Annotated in this window: 15 protein-coding genes, 1 tRNA gene and 1 pseudogene; 8 read left to right on the top strand and 9 right to left on the bottom strand. The window is 65.0% G+C overall.

The window, feature by feature from the left end; genetic code table 11:
* The 3 genes and pseudogenes from IEW34_RS22020 to IEW34_RS22010 all read right to left on the bottom strand — a co-directional run.
* Positions 1–100 (bottom strand): annotated as a pseudogene (locus IEW34_RS22020) (integrase core domain-containing protein); the annotation flags it as partial.
* A 49-nt stretch (positions 101–149) separates the two neighbouring features.
* Positions 150–302 carry a hypothetical protein gene (locus tag IEW34_RS22015; protein ID WP_444542165.1) on the bottom strand — a complete coding sequence of 51 codons (153 nt, stop codon included), beginning with the start codon at positions 300–302 and terminating at the stop codon, positions 150–152.
* An 8-nt stretch (positions 303–310) separates the two neighbouring features.
* The gene (locus tag IEW34_RS22010) at positions 311–1480 is read right to left on the bottom strand and encodes an AraC family transcriptional regulator (RefSeq protein ID WP_188611365.1); all 1170 of its coding nucleotides are present in this window, start codon (positions 1478–1480) and stop codon (positions 311–313) included.
* A 53-nt stretch (positions 1481–1533) separates the two neighbouring features.
* Here IEW34_RS22010 and IEW34_RS22005 point away from each other — a divergent pair, with 53 nt between their 5' ends.
* On the top strand, positions 1534–2328 hold the full coding sequence (locus tag IEW34_RS22005; RefSeq protein ID WP_244642136.1) for an enoyl-CoA hydratase/isomerase family protein: 795 nt from the start codon (positions 1534–1536) through the stop codon (positions 2326–2328).
* Positions 2329–2331: 3 nt separating this feature from the next.
* Complete coding sequence (locus IEW34_RS22000) at positions 2332–3615, top strand: CaiB/BaiF CoA transferase family protein (RefSeq protein WP_188611364.1); 1284 nt, start codon at positions 2332–2334, stop codon at positions 3613–3615.
* A gap of 576 nt (positions 3616–4191) precedes the next feature.
* On the opposite strand, the gene IEW34_RS21995 is transcribed toward IEW34_RS22000, so the two are convergent.
* Together IEW34_RS21995 and IEW34_RS21990 are read right to left on the bottom strand one after the other, a co-directional pair.
* Positions 4192–4267: transfer RNA gene (locus tag IEW34_RS21995), tRNA-Ile, on the bottom strand.
* A 231-nt stretch (positions 4268–4498) separates the two neighbouring features.
* Positions 4499–4642, bottom strand: a complete 144-nt coding sequence (locus IEW34_RS21990; RefSeq protein WP_188611363.1) for a hypothetical protein — start codon at positions 4640–4642, stop codon at positions 4499–4501.
* Positions 4643–4833: 191 nt separating this feature from the next.
* Here IEW34_RS21990 and IEW34_RS21985 point away from each other — a divergent pair, with 191 nt between their 5' ends.
* The 5 genes from IEW34_RS21985 (at position 4834) to IEW34_RS21965 (ending at position 11214) form a co-directional block, all read left to right on the top strand.
* On the top strand, positions 4834–6096 hold the full coding sequence (locus IEW34_RS21985) for a porin (protein WP_188611362.1): 1263 nt from the start codon (positions 4834–4836) through the stop codon (positions 6094–6096).
* 174 nt (positions 6097–6270) lie between these two features.
* Positions 6271–6441 carry a hypothetical protein gene (locus tag IEW34_RS21980; protein ID WP_188611361.1) on the top strand — a complete coding sequence of 57 codons (171 nt, stop codon included), beginning with the start codon at positions 6271–6273 and terminating at the stop codon, positions 6439–6441.
* A 1047-nt stretch (positions 6442–7488) separates the two neighbouring features.
* Complete coding sequence (locus IEW34_RS21975; RefSeq protein WP_210324557.1) at positions 7489–9201, top strand: MFS transporter; 1713 nt, start codon at positions 7489–7491, stop codon at positions 9199–9201.
* 161 nt (positions 9202–9362) lie between these two features.
* Positions 9363–10163, top strand: coding sequence for an SDR family NAD(P)-dependent oxidoreductase (locus IEW34_RS21970; protein ID WP_188611360.1), 801 nt, complete (start codon positions 9363–9365; stop codon positions 10161–10163).
* 136 nt (positions 10164–10299) lie between these two features.
* Positions 10300–11214 (top strand): isocitrate lyase/PEP mutase family protein, encoded by a 915-nt coding sequence (locus IEW34_RS21965; RefSeq protein ID WP_188611359.1) that lies wholly within the window; start codon positions 10300–10302, stop codon positions 11212–11214.
* Between the two features lie 198 nt (positions 11215–11412).
* Here IEW34_RS21965 and IEW34_RS21960 read toward each other — a convergent pair whose 3' ends face one another.
* A complete protein-coding gene (locus tag IEW34_RS21960) occupies positions 11413–12456 on the bottom strand; it encodes an AraC family transcriptional regulator (protein ID WP_188611358.1) in 1044 nt (347 codons plus the stop codon).
* Between the two features lie 462 nt (positions 12457–12918).
* Here IEW34_RS21960 and IEW34_RS21955 point away from each other — a divergent pair, with 462 nt between their 5' ends.
* The gene (locus tag IEW34_RS21955) at positions 12919–13692 is read left to right on the top strand and encodes an SDR family oxidoreductase (RefSeq protein ID WP_188611357.1); all 774 of its coding nucleotides are present in this window, start codon (positions 12919–12921) and stop codon (positions 13690–13692) included.
* A gap of 91 nt (positions 13693–13783) precedes the next feature.
* Here the strand turns inward: IEW34_RS21955 and IEW34_RS21950 are convergent, their stop codons facing one another.
* The 3 genes from IEW34_RS21950 to IEW34_RS21940 all read right to left on the bottom strand — a co-directional run bounded on the left by IEW34_RS21950 (position 13784) and on the right by IEW34_RS21940 (position 17133).
* Positions 13784–14953, bottom strand: a complete 1170-nt coding sequence (locus IEW34_RS21950; protein WP_188611356.1) for an NADH:flavin oxidoreductase/NADH oxidase — start codon at positions 14951–14953, stop codon at positions 13784–13786.
* A 120-nt stretch (positions 14954–15073) separates the two neighbouring features.
* Positions 15074–16252: an ABC transporter substrate-binding protein gene (locus IEW34_RS21945; RefSeq protein WP_188611355.1), complete on the bottom strand. Its 1179-nt coding sequence runs from the start codon at positions 16250–16252 to the stop codon at positions 15074–15076.
* Positions 16253–16302: 50 nt separating this feature from the next.
* Complete coding sequence (locus tag IEW34_RS21940) at positions 16303–17133, bottom strand: SDR family oxidoreductase (RefSeq protein ID WP_188611354.1); 831 nt, start codon at positions 17131–17133, stop codon at positions 16303–16305.
* Positions 17134–17155 lie beyond the last annotated feature (22 nt).

Below are 17155 nucleotides of genomic sequence, written 5' to 3'. Positions count from 1 at the left end.
TCTCGTTCAGAAGCTCGTCTCGGAGGCGGCCGTTGAAGCTTTCGATAAAGCCGTTCTGCTGCGGCTTGCCCGGCGCGATGTAGCGCCAGCCGACGCCGGTCTCGGCCGCCCGCCGGCGCGGCGTGCCAGCAGCCAGGCCTCAACTTCGGCTAAATCCCAGACGATGCATCGAGGCGATACTGCAAAGCGGCGGCACCACGCTGCTCCATCTCATAAATCGTGCTGTCAGCCATCGGCACCATTTCTCGCAATTGGTGCCGCCGCATCATTCTCCGAATTTTCATAGCCTCGATCTTTGTCATGCCCGATCTCATTCATTGCTGAGGCGATTGAGAACGATAGATGTTGATACTGGAAGCCCCTCAATGCGGTGTGCGGCACCTTCGGGTGTAGGGTACACATCGGCGGGTTTCCAATGCATCGCTTCAGGTTCGCGGCGCCTATGCGCGACCTTTCGCCACGCACTCGGCGTTGCCGCGCGCCAGCGAGCGAAGGCCTTTCGAAAATTCGCTTCGTCCCCAAAACCGCACCTTTCCGCAATTTCGGATACTGATAGGAGGGTGTTCTCCAGATACTCGCAGGCTAACGAAGCGCGGGTTTGGTCGAGCGAGTCCTGGAACGTGGTACCGTCTTCGGCCAATCGGCGAAACAGGGTCCGGCGCGAAAGACCCAATGCTGACGCGACGTCGTCAGCGGTGCAGCGACGGCTGCTGTTGCCGAGGACGTAGTTGCGTAGCTCGCGGAGCAGTGGGCTTCCCCCGTCCTGGCGCGCGATAAGCCCTTCGCAGAAGTCGCGGCAGATGTTGGCGGTCAGCGAGCTTGCGCTTGGGCAAGGCCGCGCGAACACGGCTGCGTCGAAATGCCATTCCATCGTCTCGGACTCGAATTCGAGCGGGCAATGGAACAGATCAGCATACGCGCGCCAGTGGGTGGGCCGGGGATAGGGAAAGCGCATCAAGGTGGATGGGAAGCGATCCCCGAGAATTTCACCCTTCAGAGTGACCATAGAAGCGCGCCAGAACTCGGCGACGAAGGGCAGCAGGTCGCCCAACGCGTGCGGGTTCCAGCTTTGCACTAACCCGTGCGCGCCCTCCTGGCGGAAAGTAATGCGCAACACGGCACCTGCGAGCTGGACGTGTTTGCGTCCAAAGGCAAAAGCGTCGCCAAACGTTGGGCTGGTGGCGAGCGCGAAGCCGTAAACCCCGAAATGATGCACCCTCTGGCGCTTACCCGCCCTAATCGCTAGCAGCGGATCTTGTCCGAGTTCACGCGCGGCCCTGAGCACGGCCAGTAACTGCGTCCGGGTGAGCGTGCCGCTAAGTGATCGGAGGCCAGCAGCGCGGCGCAATCTATCGACATCGATTCCCAACACTTCCAGCTCTTCGATCAGCGCTCGAAGACCAAGTCCGACAGAGAAATCGCGCGGGGTGAGGGGTGGCACCATATCACCCGGATGATGGCACGATACCACCTGTACCATCAAGCGTGCCGGGCGCAGGGATGGCTCTCCTCAATTTAAAGGGTTCCAATCTCATGTCCTCGATTCCCAAATCTGATTTCTCCTGCGTCAAGGTTAGCTACGAGGGGCCGGTCGCTATCCTTTCGATGGAATACGCTCCGCACAACCTGATTGGTTTTGACCTGATGGGCGGTATCCGGGCAGGTCTTGCTGCGGCCCGAGAGGCTGGCTCACGCGCCGTCTTGCTTAGGAGCGGCCTGAGGCACTTTTCCGCCGGGGCGGACACTTCTTTGTTTCAACAGTCGCAAGGTCCGGAGGGGCGGGTCGGAGCTTCCTCGCTTGCCTTCCTCCGGGAGCTGGAAAATTTTCCGCTGCCAACGGTCGCTGCGGTGCAGGGCGTCTGCGTCGGCGGCGGGCTTGAAATGGCATTGGCCTGCGATTTCATCATCGCCGCGCGTTCAGCCAAAATCGGCTCGGTCGAGGCGACGCTCGGTTTGAACCCGCTGATGGGCGCAGTCCAGCGTCAAGTCCAGCGCGCCGGAATCGTCAGGGCTAAGGAGATGTCGATGTTGGGTCGGCGCTACGATGCCGAGAAGATGGAGAAGTGGAACATCATCAACCTTGTGGTCGATGATGAGAAGCTCAGCGAAGCGGCGATGGTGATCGCGCTCGAACTCGCGAACGGACCGACGCTCGCGCACACCAGCACCAAACAGATCGCCAACCTTGCTGCCGCTAAGGGCGTCGAGGCCGCCGATGAGGCGATGGGGGAACTGCAGCGGCCGCTGTGGGCATCCGAGGACCTCAACACAGGGCTCGAAAGTCTGATGAAACAGGGCCCCGGCCTTGCAATCTTCAAGGGGCGCTGAGCTATGGCCGCTCCTCTCGAAGGCGTGAAGGTCGTTGATTTTTCGCGCGTATTGGCTGGCCCTCTGTGCGGGCGCACACTGCAGGACCTAGGCGCCCATGTCACCAAGATCGAGCCGCCGCGCGGGGACGTTTCGCGCCTGGCCGCGCCGATCAATCCCAACGGCGTCACCGGTTATTACGCCCAGCAGAACGCGGGCAAGCGGGCCCTGTCGATCGATCTAAACAAGGCGGAGGCCAAAGAGATCGCCTGGAAGCTGGTGGAAGAGGCGGACATACTGGTCGAGAACTTCCGTCCCGGCACACTCGCCGCCTTCGGATTTGACTACGAGAGTGTTGCCAAACGCAACCCGCGGCTGATCTATGTCTCGATCTCGGGTTATGGCCAGGGCGGTCCCTGGCGCGGGCGAATGGCCTACGCACCGACCGTCCAGGCCGAGGCCGGGTTCACCCACCACACGCTGCGCCATTTCGGCGGCCTGCTGAGCGCGCCCAAAACGGACGCCCTGAGCCATGCCGACGCATATGTCGGCATGCAGGGGGTGATCGCGGTGCTCGCCGCGCTTCACCAGCGCGACCGCACCGGCGTCGGCCAGCACATCGACGTCGCCATGGCGGCGACGATGTTGGCGGTCAATGAACACGCCCATGTGGACCTCAATGGCCTCGACCCGGCCGATGACCCAGCGATCCTGGGTGCGACCGACGGCTCGTTCTTCACGGGTCCAAACGGCGAGCAGTTCTTCTGCGCCATCAGCCCCGTCAGTGCGATGACCTACAGCTGGTACATCGCGGCGATGCGGCGACCCGACCTTCTGGAGGATCGTCGTTTCGTCACTTCGGCCCTACGCTCGGCCAACCGCGCGCAGTTCGAGGAGATCATCCAGAAGTGGATCTGGACCTTCCCCGATATGGCGACGCTCGACGCCCATTTCGACCAGGCCAAGCTGGCGATTGGGGAGGTCCACACGATCGAGGAACTCGCAGCCAGCGAATGGGCCGACTACTGGGGGGCGACGCTGAATGTTCCCGATCGGCAGGGCGGCGAATTCCGTCTGCCGGGCCGCCCGTGGAAGTTCTCAGGCGCCGAATTGCCGGCTCCGGGTGCGCCGAGTGAACAGGGCGAGCAGAACGAGGAGATCTGTCGCGAGCTCGGCTATGGCGACGCCGACATCGCCCGCATGCGGACAAGCGGCGCGCTCATCGGCAATTTCGTCTCGCAGATGATCGCCATGGTGGGAGCGCAAGCGACCGAGCGCGCTGCGCGGCATGCACGAGAAAGCAAATGATCTGGCTGCTTGATACCGTGGCCACCCTGTAAGGGCGCAGTGCGCGCGACCTTCCCAATCTACCATTCTCCAGCGCCACGCTTCCGGCTCCTCTGCCTCTGGCTGGGGCGGAGTAGGGGCGGCGGCGATGAGCTTCGCGTAAGCCTTGCGGGCATCAGGACGCGCCGGCACGAAGTGCATCAGCACCCATTCCATCTCCTCCGTCGGCTCCTCCGGCCCCCATCGCCCGGCGGCGGGATTGGTGGGGGTCATGGTGGGCTCCGCGACTTGACGTTGGGCACGCAGGGCGGCGACGCCAGCATCCGTCGGATGAACGCGCATCCCCTTCGTGACGTACCGCATGCCTTGGAGGGTCTCCATGCATGCCCCCATCCAGGCGCCCCAGGCCATCCGACGGCGGTCGGAATGCGTGTCCTTGCCCGTCACGAGGTGCTCAAGCAAATCGAGCTCCAGCTCTGTCAGCTTGTCGTCCATCATCCCCTCCTTGCCGGCTCTCGCGGCGACCGTTCGGGTACCAGTAGCGGTACCAGTGTTCGGTATTTCGGTAGGAGATGCGGCTGAAACCGTTGCTGCGCTTGGTGGGCCCGGCAGGACTCGAACCTGCAACCAGACCGTTATGAGCGGCCGGCTCTAACCATTGAGCTACGGGCCCGGGCTCCGCATCGGTCCGTCCGTGCGGACGGCCCGCTGGAGCGGCCGATTCCCATACCCCAATCGGGCGCGCGCGGCTACATCGGTCGCGATCGCGTCAGCCGGCCGTGGCGCGGCCCGCGAGCCGCCGCCTAGAGCATTTCCGCGTTTCTTCGAATCGCCGAAATGCTCTATCTGTTTGATTCTTCGCGTTTTCTTCGCGCGAACCGGCGTCCAATTCGCTCGAAAGCGCTTAGTCCGCGCCGTTTCGGCCGAAGTAGGCGGTGACACCGAAGATCAAGGCAACAAGCACCACGCCGCCGACGGCAAGGCCGCCGAAGACGAGCATGTAGCCTTCGGCACGCACGCCGAAAGTGCTGTTGAAGAATTCCACCATGCTCAGCCCCGCTGCGCTTAGGCGTAGCCCACCGCTCGCCCGCCACCTGCCGGCGGCGTTCATAGGGGCAATCTGGGGTGCCGTACAGGATGCCGGCGGTTGCGGATTTGCCGCCTGCCGTAGCCGCAGCCGTTGTCAAGCGGGCGCAAGGCAACCTATCAGTTGTGCATCGACGCGGGGGCAGGCAGAGGATGGGCCGATACGTCTACTGGCTGGCGCTCGCCTGCGCCCTGGCGAGCCCGGCGGCCGTTGCAGGTGACGGCGCCCGCTACCTGAGTTGCCCGGCGCCGGCGGTCGACGATGGCTCCCGCTACACCGTTTCCGACGAAGAGGAGCCGGGCTTCCTCCAGCTGCCGTTCGGCCCCTGCCTGCGCCTCGGCGCCACCGTCTCGGCCTCGGCGGGGTCGCTGTTCTACAACGACATCTTCGATCGTGAGGCCGACCGCAGCAACGGCTCGACCGTGGCGTCCTCGGGAAGCCTGGACGTGTCGACGCGGCAGCGCCTCGATGCCTTCGACCTCTCCACCAACGTGACCTTCGAGAGTTCGGGTTCCGGGCTCCTGCTCAGCCGCGCCACGATCAACGCCGGCCCCTTTGCCGTCGGCCGGCGCTCGTCGTTCTTCGACTATTGGGAGCCGACGAACTTCCTCTACACGGATCTCGTCCCCTCCAAGTATCCGGTGGTGGCCGCCTACACCGTCCGGCTGGCGCCCAACGTGCGGCTGTCTGTGTCGGCCGAGAGCCCGCGCACCCGCTTCGTCGTCGTGGACGGCTACGGCTCGCAGTCGCTGCCGGACGTGGTGGCGCGGCTGCGCATCAAGACGGCGTTCGCCACCATCCAGGCGAGCGCCGCCTGGCGCCGTGTCCGCTTCGCGCCGACCTGGACCGGCATGCCGGCAGCCGGCGACTTCGACGACGACGAGGATGGCGATGGAGACGGCCCATCGCCCGGCGCCTCGCCGGCGGTTGCCGGGCGCCTCGCGGCCACGGGCTGGGCACTGCAGCTGGCCGCCACCATCCCGCTGCCGGTGCTGGGTAGCGGCGACGAACTGGTGTTCGAGGCGGACTATGCCCGCAACGCGCCCGGCTACCTCGGCGTCTCCAACCCCGACGATGCGGTGGGCTACACCATGCCGTCGAGCTTCACCGCGCGGCAGGCGGAGCTCTCGCGCGGTGCCAGCGCCTCGGTGATGCTGACGCACCATTGGTCAACGCAATGGCGCTCCAGTGCCTTCGTGACCTATATGACGCTGCGGTTCGACCAGCCGAGGCTGCCGCAACTGCGCGTCGTCCGCAGCGCCGTCAACCTGGTCTGGAGCCCGATCCAGGACCTGGACGTCGGCATCGAGACGAACCGCATCCAGGCGCTGGTGCCGCGCGGCAGCGCCTTTCAGGAAGATCTGCCGAGCCGCGACCAGTGGACCTTTCAGGGCAGCGTCAAGCGGAGCTTCTGAGGGCAACGGCATATCTTGATCGGCCGATTTCCGCCCGTCGCCTCGGACCACCATAGAGGGTACACAAAGTCGGATGTTGTGCCCGATTAGACCAGTCGCGTATATATCAAAGTAATACTATGTAAGTTTCAGTGTCGTCTGAAGGGTTGACAGAACGAGCGTCCGGAGAGGCCTATGTCGAAGCCGCCCGCCAACATAGCCATCGGCGTTGATCAGACGCCCCCCGCGCTTCATCTGGTTCTGCTCGCCTTCCCGTATGCCTTCCTGATCTGCGTCTACCTCGTCATCGTGGTCATTGTCGTCCGTGCGGCAGGTGCCGATGCCCAGACGCGCAAAGCGCGGTGAGCATGGCGATGATTGCCTCGGCCATCGGGACGGCGCTGCAAGCGCTCCACCGAGGGCCGGTCGGGTCCGGCTTTCTCGCCCCGCCGGTCTTCTCGGCGATCTATCTACTTGCGGGAGTCAATCGGCCGCTGATAGAAATAATCTGATCTAACCTATTATTATTACTTTTCTTGTGTGCCGATGGCTAGACGTCCCGCTCGCTCCGTCTGGGCTGAGGGAGAAGGTTGGATGGTCGCCCCGGCATTGGACGTAGCGGGCTTGAGGGTGAAACGCCGGGCCGTTTTGGCCGAGCGGCGCAGCTGCCTTCCGCCGAAGCGATGAGAATGCACCCCCGGATTTGGGGGCAGACACGACGCGGCGCTGATACCGGCCGGTATCCTTTGCGTGGGCTTGTAACCTCGGTGTGGCAGAAAAGATCAAGATTCAGGCAGAGACCATCATTCATCATACCGCTCCGGTCGATCAATTGAGGTGAGCGGTCCGGCCCTTCTGCCGCCAGAGCCGGATCACGCTGGAATCGGGGAGGAACCATGCAACAGCGGGCCTACGTCGCCGGCATCGGCATTACGCCGTTTGGCAAGCATCTCGATCGTTCGTTGTCGGACCTTGCGGGAAGCGATCGCGCTTGCTGTTTCGGACGTCAACTTGTCGATCGACCGAATTCAGGCCGCTTGGGCCGGCAATGCAGCGGCCGGTATGATCGTCGGGCAGGGCGGCGTCTCGTCGATCTGATTAATAGTGAGGAAGCTATTATATACAGCAGAAACGGGCGAATAAGAATATATGCCCTCGAAGGGAGGGAATAACATCCGTTCGATATTCGATCTCCGATAAGACATCTGTTGGCATGATGTTGATCTCGCACGCCGAGATCTGCGCCCGGGATGTGACATTTCTCTCGGGGCGCCGGACGGCGGGGAGCATAGGCGCCAGGGACGCGGTCGCCGCGCTGGGAACGGCGGCCTTGTCATGCCGTCGCAATGATCGAGATGATCAGTCGTACTTCGGCAAGCCGCCAATGCGCGGTTGAATAGACCGAAGGTAAACGTGATCAGAATTGGAAACTTCGAGAAAATAGATCGCGTGCCGGGTGACACCTACGGCTCGGCAGAGATCGCCGCGGCAACGCCGGAGACTTTCACGATGACCCACACGTATGATGCGATCGCTGACAAAACAGCGGCGTCGGGCGCGGCGGACAAACCGACCAAGGAAGGCCGTACGTCCGGCTACGCGTGGTATGCGTTGGCCGTATTGTTCCTCGTTTACTGCCTCAATTTTATCGATCGTCAGATCCTTTCGATTCTGGCCGAGCATGTGAAGAAGGACCTGGGGCTCACCGACCAGGACCTCGGCTTCCTATATGGAACCGCTTTCGGCATCTTCTACGCGCTGTTCGGCATTCCGCTCGGCAGACTGGCGGATCACTGGCGGCGGGTGCGGCTGCTCTCGATTGGCCTGGGACTTTGGTCTGCCATGACGGCCCTCTCAGGCACGGCGCAGAATGGCGCTATCCTCGCTCTGGCACGTATCGGGGTGGGGGTTGGCGAAGCCACCGCCAGCCCGTGCGCCTATTCGCTCATCTCCGACTGGTTCCCGGCCGGCCGCCGGGCCACGGCGCTGGCCATCTACTCCGCCGGGCTGTTCGTCGGCGCGGGCCTGTCGCTGTTCATTGGAGGGTTGATCGTCGAAAACTGGGACGCGGCCTTCCCGGTCGGCGGGCCGCTCGGCCTGGTCGGCTGGCGTGTGGCGTTCCTGGCGGTCGGTCTGCCTGGCGTCATTCTGGCCTTTTGGGTTTTGACGCTGCGGGAGCCGCTTCGCGAGCAGGCCGCCCAGGCAGCGGGAGCAACAGTTTCGAAATCACCTCTCAAGATTCTTCTGGAGGATCTCTCGGCCATCCTGCCGCCGCTGACGCTTGCCGACGCCGCCCGCCGCGGGCCGGGCGCGCTGGCGGTCAATATCGGGATGATGGGGATGATCACGTTCGCCGTGTTCCTGATGACGCGGGCCGGCGAGCCGCTGATGCAATGGGCGGCGATCGGCTGCGGCGTCTATGCCGTCGCGTCGTGGGCCATCTCGCTGCGATCCCGGGACCGAAACACCTTCAGCTTGGTTGTGGCCAACCCCGCAATGGCATTCACCATCATATCCTATGGACTCAATTCATTCCTGGCCTATTCCGTTCTGTTCTGGACGGCGCCCTTTGCCATTCGTGTGCTGGGGACCGACCCTTCGACCGCCGGCCTGTTCGTGGGCGGAACCGGTGCCGCGGCCGGCTTCCTGGGTGTGACCGTCGATGGCTTCGTATCGGACCGGCTGTTGCGCTGGAGCCCTCGTGGCCGCCTGCTCGTGGTCATTTTCGGCGCGATCGCGCCTGCGCCCTTTGTGCTGTTGGCTTTTTCCAGCTCGTCGCTTCTGGGCCTCTGCGCCGCGACCTTCCTGGCGGGCGCTTTCGCAGCGACAGCCCTCGGCGCTGCCGGAGCGACGGTGCAGGATATCGCTCTACCGCGCATGCGTGGGACGGCGATCGCGGCCTTCACCATCGGCACGACATTGCTGGGTCTTGCGCTGGGGCCATACATGGTGGGCCGCATCTCCACGGTGACGGGCGACCTTGCTTTCGCGATGAAGTGCCTGACGCTGGTCAGTCCGATTGCCGCCGCCGCCGGCATCCTCGCCTACCGCTTTCTGCCCGCGGCGATCGTTCAGAGAGACGCCATCTTCGCCGAGGCGAGACAGCATGTCCGCGCGTCACATTGAAATCTGCCCGGTCACGCAAGCTTTCGGGGGACCTTGCTGCGGCGGCTCCCGGCGGCGCCGCGAGCGGCCTTCGAACCCCTGACGCCCGACGGCGCCGTTCGGCGGCTGGTCTGCAAGGCGCGGTCGTCACCGCGTGCCGGTTTATTGTTTGAGGAGGAGACATGGTGTTTAGGCTCAACGACGAGGTTGCGCTCATCTTCGGCGCTGGATCGTCAGGTCCCGGCTGGGGCAATGGCAAGGCAGCGGCGGTCGCTTATGCGCGCGCGGGGGCCAAGGTCGCTTGCGTCGATCTGAACTTGGCCGCGGCGGAGGAGACGGCGGCGCTCGCGGAGAGCGAGGGCTGTTCAGCGATCGCAATTCAGGGGAACGTCTGCCGCGACGATGATATGGCCAGGGCCGTCTCGATCGCACATTCGCACTTCGGCAAGATCGACATCCTTCACAACAATACCGGCATCACGTTGTTCGGCAGTCCCGTGGACCAATCCATCGAGGATTGGGACCGCGCCATGGACGTCAATGTCAAAAGCGTGTTCCTTGCCTGTCGGCATGTGCTTCCTCACATGGTCGCGCAACGCCATGGCGCGATAACCAACATCTCCTCGATAGCCAGTATCCGCATCGGCGGTTATGGAATGGCGTCCTACTACACTTCAAAGGCGGCAGTTAATCACCTCACCCGCTCGCTGGCGCTGCAATATGCGGACAAGGGAATCCGCTGCAACGCCATCCTTCCGGGCTTGATGAACACGCCGATGATCAGGGGCGATGCGGGCATGAAAGCCCATCACGGTGATCTGGAGACACAGTTGGCGGAGCGCGATGCGATGAGTCCTACGGGAAAGATGGGCGATGCCTGGGACGTCGCCTACGCTGCCGTGTTTCTCGCAAGCGCCGCTGCAAAATATATCAACGGCGTCCTGTTGCCCGTCGACGGTGGCCTGACCTGCCGCACGCGCTGAACGGCAGATCGGTTGCCGGCGCCTTCCATCTCCCGGTCGCGTCAGGCGGGCGCGTCGACATGGACGGCCGGTGCGAAGGGTGTTTAGCGAGCCCGGCCCATTCCAGCTTCATGTCCGGTCAGCTGAAGGAGCGCTTATGCAGATCACCACCAGGCTGAGATACGAGCTTGCTCAGGGCATGGTCGTCGCGCCCGGCTGCTATGACGCCTTGTCCGCGCGCATCGCCCAGCTCGCCGGCTTCAAGGCCATTCACATGACCGGCCTTGGCGTGGAGGCCGCTCAGCTCGGCGCGCCGGACCTGGGATTGATGACGATGACGGAAATCAGCGCCCATGCGGCGCGGATGGCAGCCGCAGTCGATATTCCGATTCTGGCGGACATCGACACGGGCTTCGGCGGTGTTCTCAATGTGGGACGCACGATCCGGGAAATGGAGCGCGCCGGCGTTGCCGGGGTCCATCTGGAAGACCAGGTGCTTCCGAAGCATTGCCCGCTGCTCGCGGGCCGCAAGGTGGTCACCCGCGAGCAAGCCGTCGATCGCCTGAAGGCCGCGCTGGACGCGCGTAGCGATGGCGACTTCATGATCGTCGCGCGAACCGACGCGGACACCGTCTCGTTTCAGGAGGTGGTGGACCGCTGCAACATGTTCCTGGATGAGGGCGCCGATATGGTGCTGCCGATCATCATGCAGGTCGAGGGGAAGGCATATTTCGCCATGCCGCCGGACGAGCAGATGGCGTGGGCGCGCAAATTGATCGCCGCGATCGACGGCCCGGTGATGAACATGGGCGCCTCGCCCCCAATCGGCCATACCCTGTCAGACCTGGCAGATGCCGGCTATGCCTTCACCATGTTCTCTGCCAGCCCGCTGGGTGTCGCGGCCAATGCTATGGCGGAGCTGTTCGCCTCGATATGGGAAACGGGCAGCGACGAAAGCTATCTTGCCAGCCATCCCGGCCCCTTCAACGACCCGGTGGAGCTCATGCGCGCAGCCCGGCTCGAGCACTTCCTGGAATTGGAACAGCGTTACGGCGCGGCGCTCCGCTGTTAGAGCGCTTTCGAGCGAAGTGGCCGCCGGTTCGCGTGAATAAAACGCGACAAATCAAACAGATAGAGCATTTCAGCGATTCGAAGAAACGCGGAAATGCTCTAGATCGAAGCGTGCGCCGGCTTGTTCACGCAAGACGGAGACGACAGCCGCGCCACCCCATCCGGCGGGTGGACGGTGGTCTCGCCAAGGATGGCAAGGTCAGTCGCCGCTTCGCCCGCTTGCCAACCGGCGGCGGTAGGACAGGGGGGAGACGCCGGTCCACCGCTTGTAGGCGCGTGAAAAGCTGGCGGCCTCCGCGAAGCCCAATGCGCCGGCGATTTGCTCGACGGACAATCGTGTGCTGTCGAGCAGATTGTTAGCGCGCTGCTCGCGCACACTCTCGAGAATGTCGCCAAACGTGCAGCCGCAGTCAGCTAGGCGGCGATACATGGTTCGCTCGGACAGGGCCAGGAGTCGGCTGGCTTTGGCCGCGCTGGGGTAGGCCGGGGCAGATCGAATGAGGATATTGTGCAGCTTATAGACGATTTCGTCGCTCGATTCGGCATCGTCGACGAGGTTGTTGCACAATTCGCTATAGGTTTTCTCAAGCAAGGCATTGGCCATCGGCAGCGGTGTTTTAGTAATTCCCTCCCTGAACACCAGCCGCGTCACAGGGGCGTTGAACGCCACGGGTACCCCAAATGCCGATGTCCATTCGCGACGCCCGTTGCGGTCGTCGAGCACGGTTTCGATTCGTGCGATGGCCGAAAGGCCGGGATACATATCGGCGATGATGCGTGTAGCCGCAGCCAGGCCGCGCTCCTGGGAGAACTCCCGGCACACGTCCGGAACATGCGCATCATCCGCCGTTATCGCGACCACATCGCCGGCGTGCTCGATCTTCGGGAAGTCCAACAGCGAGTAAGTCAGAGCTCGGAAGGACGACATGTATTGCAATCCGTCGCCGAGCGTTTGAGCCGACAAGACGGCGAAGCCCAGAGGCCCATAGCCCATCAACCTGTATTGCAATCCCATGCGAAACCAGAGTCCGGGCAAATGGCAGGTGGCAAGCACGAATGCTTCTTGAAGCGACAATTCTTGCGCGCCCGAAATCTGACCGTTGGGAATTTCGAGCACGTCGGGCTTAAGCTTCGCTTTGGCGAGCCAGGAAGCACAATCGATCCCAGCTTCGATCAATGCGGATTGCATGATTCGCGCGCTGAAGTTCGGCAACCGGATCGCGGCAGACGTTTCGGGCTTCATGGCGGCATTCTAGCTTATGCGCTCTGCACTTGTAACGATCAGACGACGGCCTCGGCCACCGCCGAGATACGCGTCTCAGGGGGGCGCGAGCGCCGGGGCCGTTCCCGCCGCTCCTCGGGGCCGTACAGGATGTCCTGCACTGCGGCTGTCTCCGCGAGCGGCCAGCTTCGACCAGGCCGTTATGAGCGGCCGGCTCCGGGCATGCTGCTGTGCGCCGCGCCAGGAACCGCTGCTGGTGACGTTGGGCGGCCCTTGCGCCGGACCGGGCGGCGCCTGCGCCGGCAAGTGCAACTCGCGGCCGACTTGATCGACGTCGGCAAGCGCGTTGCAATCGGCGGCGGCTACCCCGATCATCCTCTCGGGCGATGCCCGGTCGGCGCCTGCCGACAGGATCGCCGTCTGAGAGAGGCGCTGCAATGTTCGCTAGCGAGCGCTCGGCCCACAGACGCAGGATGTAACGCAATGGTCACTGGCATCGGTACGGCGGGCGCGTTCGACAGACGTTTCGAGGGACGGACGGCAGTCGTGACCGGCGCCGCCTCCGGCATCGGCCGCGACGTAGCCCGGCGGCTCGTGGCCGAGGGCGCGCGGGTGTCGCTCTGGGACGTGAACACGGTTGCCTTGGCTGCGTCGGCGGCCGAGCTCGCGGCCGCCGACGCGCAGGCGGTGGATACGTCGGTGGAGGCGGAAGTCGATGCCGCCATGGGGCGCAGCATCGCCGTGCTCGGCGGGCAGCTCGACATACTCGTGGCGAGCGCCGGCATCACCGGCCCCAACGCTGCCGTGGCGGACTACCCGGGCGAAGACTGGCGCAAGGTCATCGACGTCAACGTCAATGGCGTCTTCTACTGCAACCGCGCTGCGGTTCGGGAGATGGCGCGCACGGGCTATGGCCGCATCGTCAACCTGGCCTCCGTCGCCGGAAAGGAGGGCAATCCCAACGCCTCGGCCTACAGCGCCTCCAAGGCCGCCGTCATCGCGCTCACGAAGTCGCTGGGCAAGGAAACCGCCAGGACCGGCATCCGCGTGAACTGCATCACGCCGGCGGCGATCAGGACGGCGATCTTCGAGCAGATGACCCAGGAGCATATCGACTTCATGCTGTCGAAGATTCCGCTCGGCCGGTTCGGCGAGATCGCCGAGGCAACGTCGCTCATCTGCTGGCTGGCGAGCGAGGAGTGCTCGTTCAGCACCGGCGCGGTGTTCGACCTGTCGGGAGGCCGGGCGACGTACTGAGACGGCCGCGCCCGGGCCCCCGATTGCGCCGGCACGGGCCCAGGCCGCCGGAGCTCGTGGGACGGCCGGGCGCGTGCGAGGCCAGGCGGCTTCAGGGCTGGGCTTCCGCGCCCAGGCCGACCTGCCAGGTGGACGGATTGCAGCCGAAGCCGCGCCGGGCGCGCTTGGACAGCCAGTAGCCGGCCTGCACTGGAATCTGTTCGTGGCTCAGGTCGAGCCCGAGTTTCTGGGCCGCGTCCATGGGCCAGTTGGGGTTGTGCAGCATCTCGCGCCCCACCGCGATCAGATCCGCCTGGCCGTTCCTGAGAATCGCTTCGGCCTGGTCGCCGTGGATGATCAGGCCGACGGCCATGGTCATGACGTCGGCCTCGGCCCGCACCCGCTCGGCGAACGGCACCTGGTAGCCGTACTGGTTGAGCCGGTAGAAGTTGGGGGCCGCACTGGTGATGCCGCCGGTCGTGCAGTCGATGACATCGACCCCCTTGGCCTTGAGCCGGCGCGCCAGCCGCACGTTCTGCTCGGGCCCCCAGCCCGCGTCGTCCTCGATCGACAGCCGCATGAACAGCGGCTTCTCGGCCGGCCAGTGATTGCGCACGGCCTCGGCCACCTCGAGGGCGAACCGCATGCGGTTCTCCTCGGAGCCGCCGTAGTCGTCGGTGCGCTGGTTCGCCTGCGGCGAGAGGAACTGGTGGATCAGATAACCGTGCGCGCCATGCAGCTCGACCACGTCGAAGCCGGCGGCGTCGGCGCGCCCAGCCGCCCGGCCCCAGGCGGCGACCGCCTCCTTCACCTGCGCCGTCGTGAGCTCCCGCGGCACCGGCCAGCCGTCGCCGTAGGGGATCGGGCTCGGCCCCACCACCTCCCAGGCGTCCCAGTCGGCCACCTCGGCCACGCGGTCGAGCGGGCCCTCGTTCTCCCAGGGCCGGCGCGTGCGGGCCTTGCGGCCGGTGTGGCCGAGCTGAATGCCGGCGGCGGCGCCGTGGCTCTTGATGAAGCGGGCGAGGCGGCCGAGCGGCTCGATGAAGCGGTCGTCCCACAATCCCAGGTCACCCAGCGTGCCGCACCCCCGGCGCTCGACCTTGGTCGACTCGACGATCACCAGGCCGGCGCCGCCGGTGGCGAAACGGCCGACGTTGACCATGTGCCAGTCGGTGGGCAAGCCGTTCTCGCCCGAATATTGATGCATCGGCGGCACGACGATGCGGTTGCGCAAGGTGACGCCGCGCAGTTGAAACGGCGAGAACAACAGACTGTCGGACATGCGATCCCTCCCTGCCGCCGATGGGTCGCGCGGCATTTCTTCATTTCAGGTCTCTTGTTCCAGAGCACATCTGCCGGCTGGGCAATTCATCCTAAGCGGCGCAGCACTCATGGTGTGTCGTCAGTCACCGAAGACGTCGCCGGTCAGCGCCCATGACTTGCCGTCGAAGCGCATCATCTGCAGCTGCCGGATCGGCACGACATCGTCGGGGTTGGTGTTCAACCGGATGCCTGGCAGCAGCATCGGCAGGACCTCGTCGTGGAGCGATTGCGCCTGCTTCACCAGGCATGCGCCCGTGAGCTCGGCCTTGCAGCGCTCCAGGTACAGCGCCATCAGCTGCGCGGCGGTATAGCCGGAGACATTGAGGATGTCGCCCGGGTTGGCGCCGGGCTGATACTGGTTCATCCAAGCCCGCCAGGCGCGCATGCCCTCGTCGTCGGCCCAGCGAGGATCGCCCGGGTCCTTCAGATAGGCGCCGGAGACGACGCCGGCCGCATTGGCGAGGCCCGCGGGCTCCAGCACCGCCGAGACCGAGTTGGAGACCGTCGGCAGGATGATCAGCGGCTTCCAGCCGAGATCGGCCGCCTTGCGCAGGGCTTGCGCGGCGAATTTGGGCGTCGCTTCGGCGAAGAACACGTCGGCGCCGGACTGCTGGAAGGTGATGATCTGCGAATCGATGGTCGGGTCGGCAGTGAGGTAGGTCGCCTCCCCGACGATCTGGTCGGCGTGCGGGCCGAGGCCCTCCTTGAAGCCCTTGAGGTAGTCGCGGCCGGCGTCCTCGTTGGGGGTGATGACGGCGATCTTCGCGTCGGGCTTGGTCTTCAGGATGTATTGGGCATAGACGCGCCCCTCGGTCTCGTAGGTCGGATTGAAGCTCGTCGTCCAGGGAAAGTGCCGCGGATCGTTCCAGCGGCTGGCGCCCGACGAGACCAGCAGCTGCGGCACGTGCTTGGCGTTGAGATACTTCTGGACGGCGATGTTGGGCGCCGTGCCGACGGCGCTGAACAGGGCCAGCACCTCGTCCTGCTCGACCAGTCGCCGCGTCTGCTCCACCGTCTTGGGCGGCGAATAGCCGTCGTCGAGCGACAGGAACTCGATCGGACGGCCGCTGATCCCGCCCGCGTCGTTGAGCATCTTGAAGTAGGCTTCTTCCGCGCGGGCGATGGTGCCGTAGGCGGAGGCCGGACCGCTGTAGGGGGCCGTGTTGCCGAGTATGATCGGATCGGCGGCGACCGCGGGCTGGGCCAGGGCAAGCCCGGCCGTCAGTACCGCCATGCTCATCGCTCTCATGCTGCGCATCCTTGCTGTCCCATGCCAGCGGCGTGGCGCGCGAAGGCGGGCCCCAGCCATCACGACCTCAGCTTGCCCCACTGCTCATCGGTCCATTCCAGGAGATCGCTCGGCCCCGCGCCGCCGAGGTGGCGCTTGCCGCCGTCGATGACGACGGCCTCGCCGGTGATGTAGCCGGCCTGGTCGGACACGAGGAACGTGCAGAGGTTGGCGAGCTCGGCGTGCTCGCCGTAGCGGCCGAGCGGTATGCTGCGCGCCAGTGGCGCCGTCTGCCGGTCCTCGGGCATGAGCTGCTGCCAGGCGCCGGGGGTGGGGAAGGGGCCCGGCGCCACCGCCACCAGGCGGATGCCGTGGCGTCCCCATTCCACGGCGAGGCTCTTCGTCATGGCCAGCACGCCAGCCTTGGCCATGGCCGACGGCACGGTGAACGGCGCGCCTTGCAGCGCCGACAGGGTCAGCACGCTGAGCACCGTGCCCGGCCGGCCGCCTTCGATCCAGCGCTTGCCGCAGGCGATGGTGCAATAGGCGGTGCCGTGCAGGACGGTGTTCAGCACCGCATCGACGGCGCGATGCGAGAGCAGATGGGTGCGGGCGAGGAAGTTGCCGGCGGCATTGTTGATCAGGATGTCGATCGGAGCCGTCGCCCACAGCCGCTCGACCATCGCGTCGACCGCCTCGCCCGAGCGGACGTCGCATACCGCCGTCTCGACGGGCACTCCGGTCTCTCCGGCGATCGCCGCGGCCGTGGACTCCAGCACCTCGCCGCGGCGCCCGCAAAGCACCAGGGAAGCGCCGAGCTCGGCGAAACGATGGCTGATGGCGCGCCCGAGGCCGGTGCCTCCTCCGGTGACCAGGATGCGCTTGCCGCGCAGCAGATCGGGCTGAAACATGGGCGATCTCCGGGCGCGCCGC

Source organism: Chelatococcus reniformis (genome assembly GCF_014640075.1).
Taxonomy (GTDB): domain Bacteria; phylum Pseudomonadota; class Alphaproteobacteria; order Rhizobiales; family Beijerinckiaceae; genus Camelimonas; species Camelimonas reniformis.
The sequence above is the reverse complement of the archived record's forward strand: the minus strand, read 5'-3'. Positions and strand labels throughout refer to the sequence as shown.

Excerpts from the sequence above, each read along its gene's own strand:
- IEW34_RS22015 (WP_444542165.1), bottom strand. The coding sequence starts at position 302 with ATGACAAAGATCGAGGCTATGAAAATTCGGAGAATGATGCGGCGGCAC.
- IEW34_RS22010 (WP_188611365.1), bottom strand. The coding sequence starts at position 1,480 with ATGGTACAGGTGGTATCGTGCCATCATCCGGGTGATATGGTGCCACCC.
- IEW34_RS22005 (WP_244642136.1), top strand. The coding sequence starts at position 1,534 with ATGTCCTCGATTCCCAAATCTGATTTCTCCTGCGTCAAGGTTAGCTAC.
- IEW34_RS22000 (WP_188611364.1), top strand. The coding sequence starts at position 2,332 with ATGGCCGCTCCTCTCGAAGGCGTGAAGGTCGTTGATTTTTCGCGCGTA.
- IEW34_RS21990 (WP_188611363.1), bottom strand. The coding sequence starts at position 4,642 with ATGGTGGAATTCTTCAACAGCACTTTCGGCGTGCGTGCCGAAGGCTAC.
- IEW34_RS21985 (WP_188611362.1), top strand. The coding sequence starts at position 4,834 with ATGGGCCGATACGTCTACTGGCTGGCGCTCGCCTGCGCCCTGGCGAGC.
- IEW34_RS21980 (WP_188611361.1), top strand. The coding sequence starts at position 6,271 with ATGTCGAAGCCGCCCGCCAACATAGCCATCGGCGTTGATCAGACGCCC.
- IEW34_RS21970 (WP_188611360.1), top strand. The coding sequence starts at position 9,363 with ATGGTGTTTAGGCTCAACGACGAGGTTGCGCTCATCTTCGGCGCTGGA.
- IEW34_RS21965 (WP_188611359.1), top strand. The coding sequence starts at position 10,300 with ATGCAGATCACCACCAGGCTGAGATACGAGCTTGCTCAGGGCATGGTC.
- IEW34_RS21960 (WP_188611358.1), bottom strand. The coding sequence starts at position 12,456 with ATGAAGCCCGAAACGTCTGCCGCGATCCGGTTGCCGAACTTCAGCGCG.
- IEW34_RS21955 (WP_188611357.1), top strand. The coding sequence starts at position 12,919 with ATGGTCACTGGCATCGGTACGGCGGGCGCGTTCGACAGACGTTTCGAG.
- IEW34_RS21950 (WP_188611356.1), bottom strand. The coding sequence starts at position 14,953 with ATGTCCGACAGTCTGTTGTTCTCGCCGTTTCAACTGCGCGGCGTCACC.
- IEW34_RS21945 (WP_188611355.1), bottom strand. The coding sequence starts at position 16,252 with ATGCGCAGCATGAGAGCGATGAGCATGGCGGTACTGACGGCCGGGCTT.
- IEW34_RS21940 (WP_188611354.1), bottom strand. The coding sequence starts at position 17,133 with ATGTTTCAGCCCGATCTGCTGCGCGGCAAGCGCATCCTGGTCACCGGA.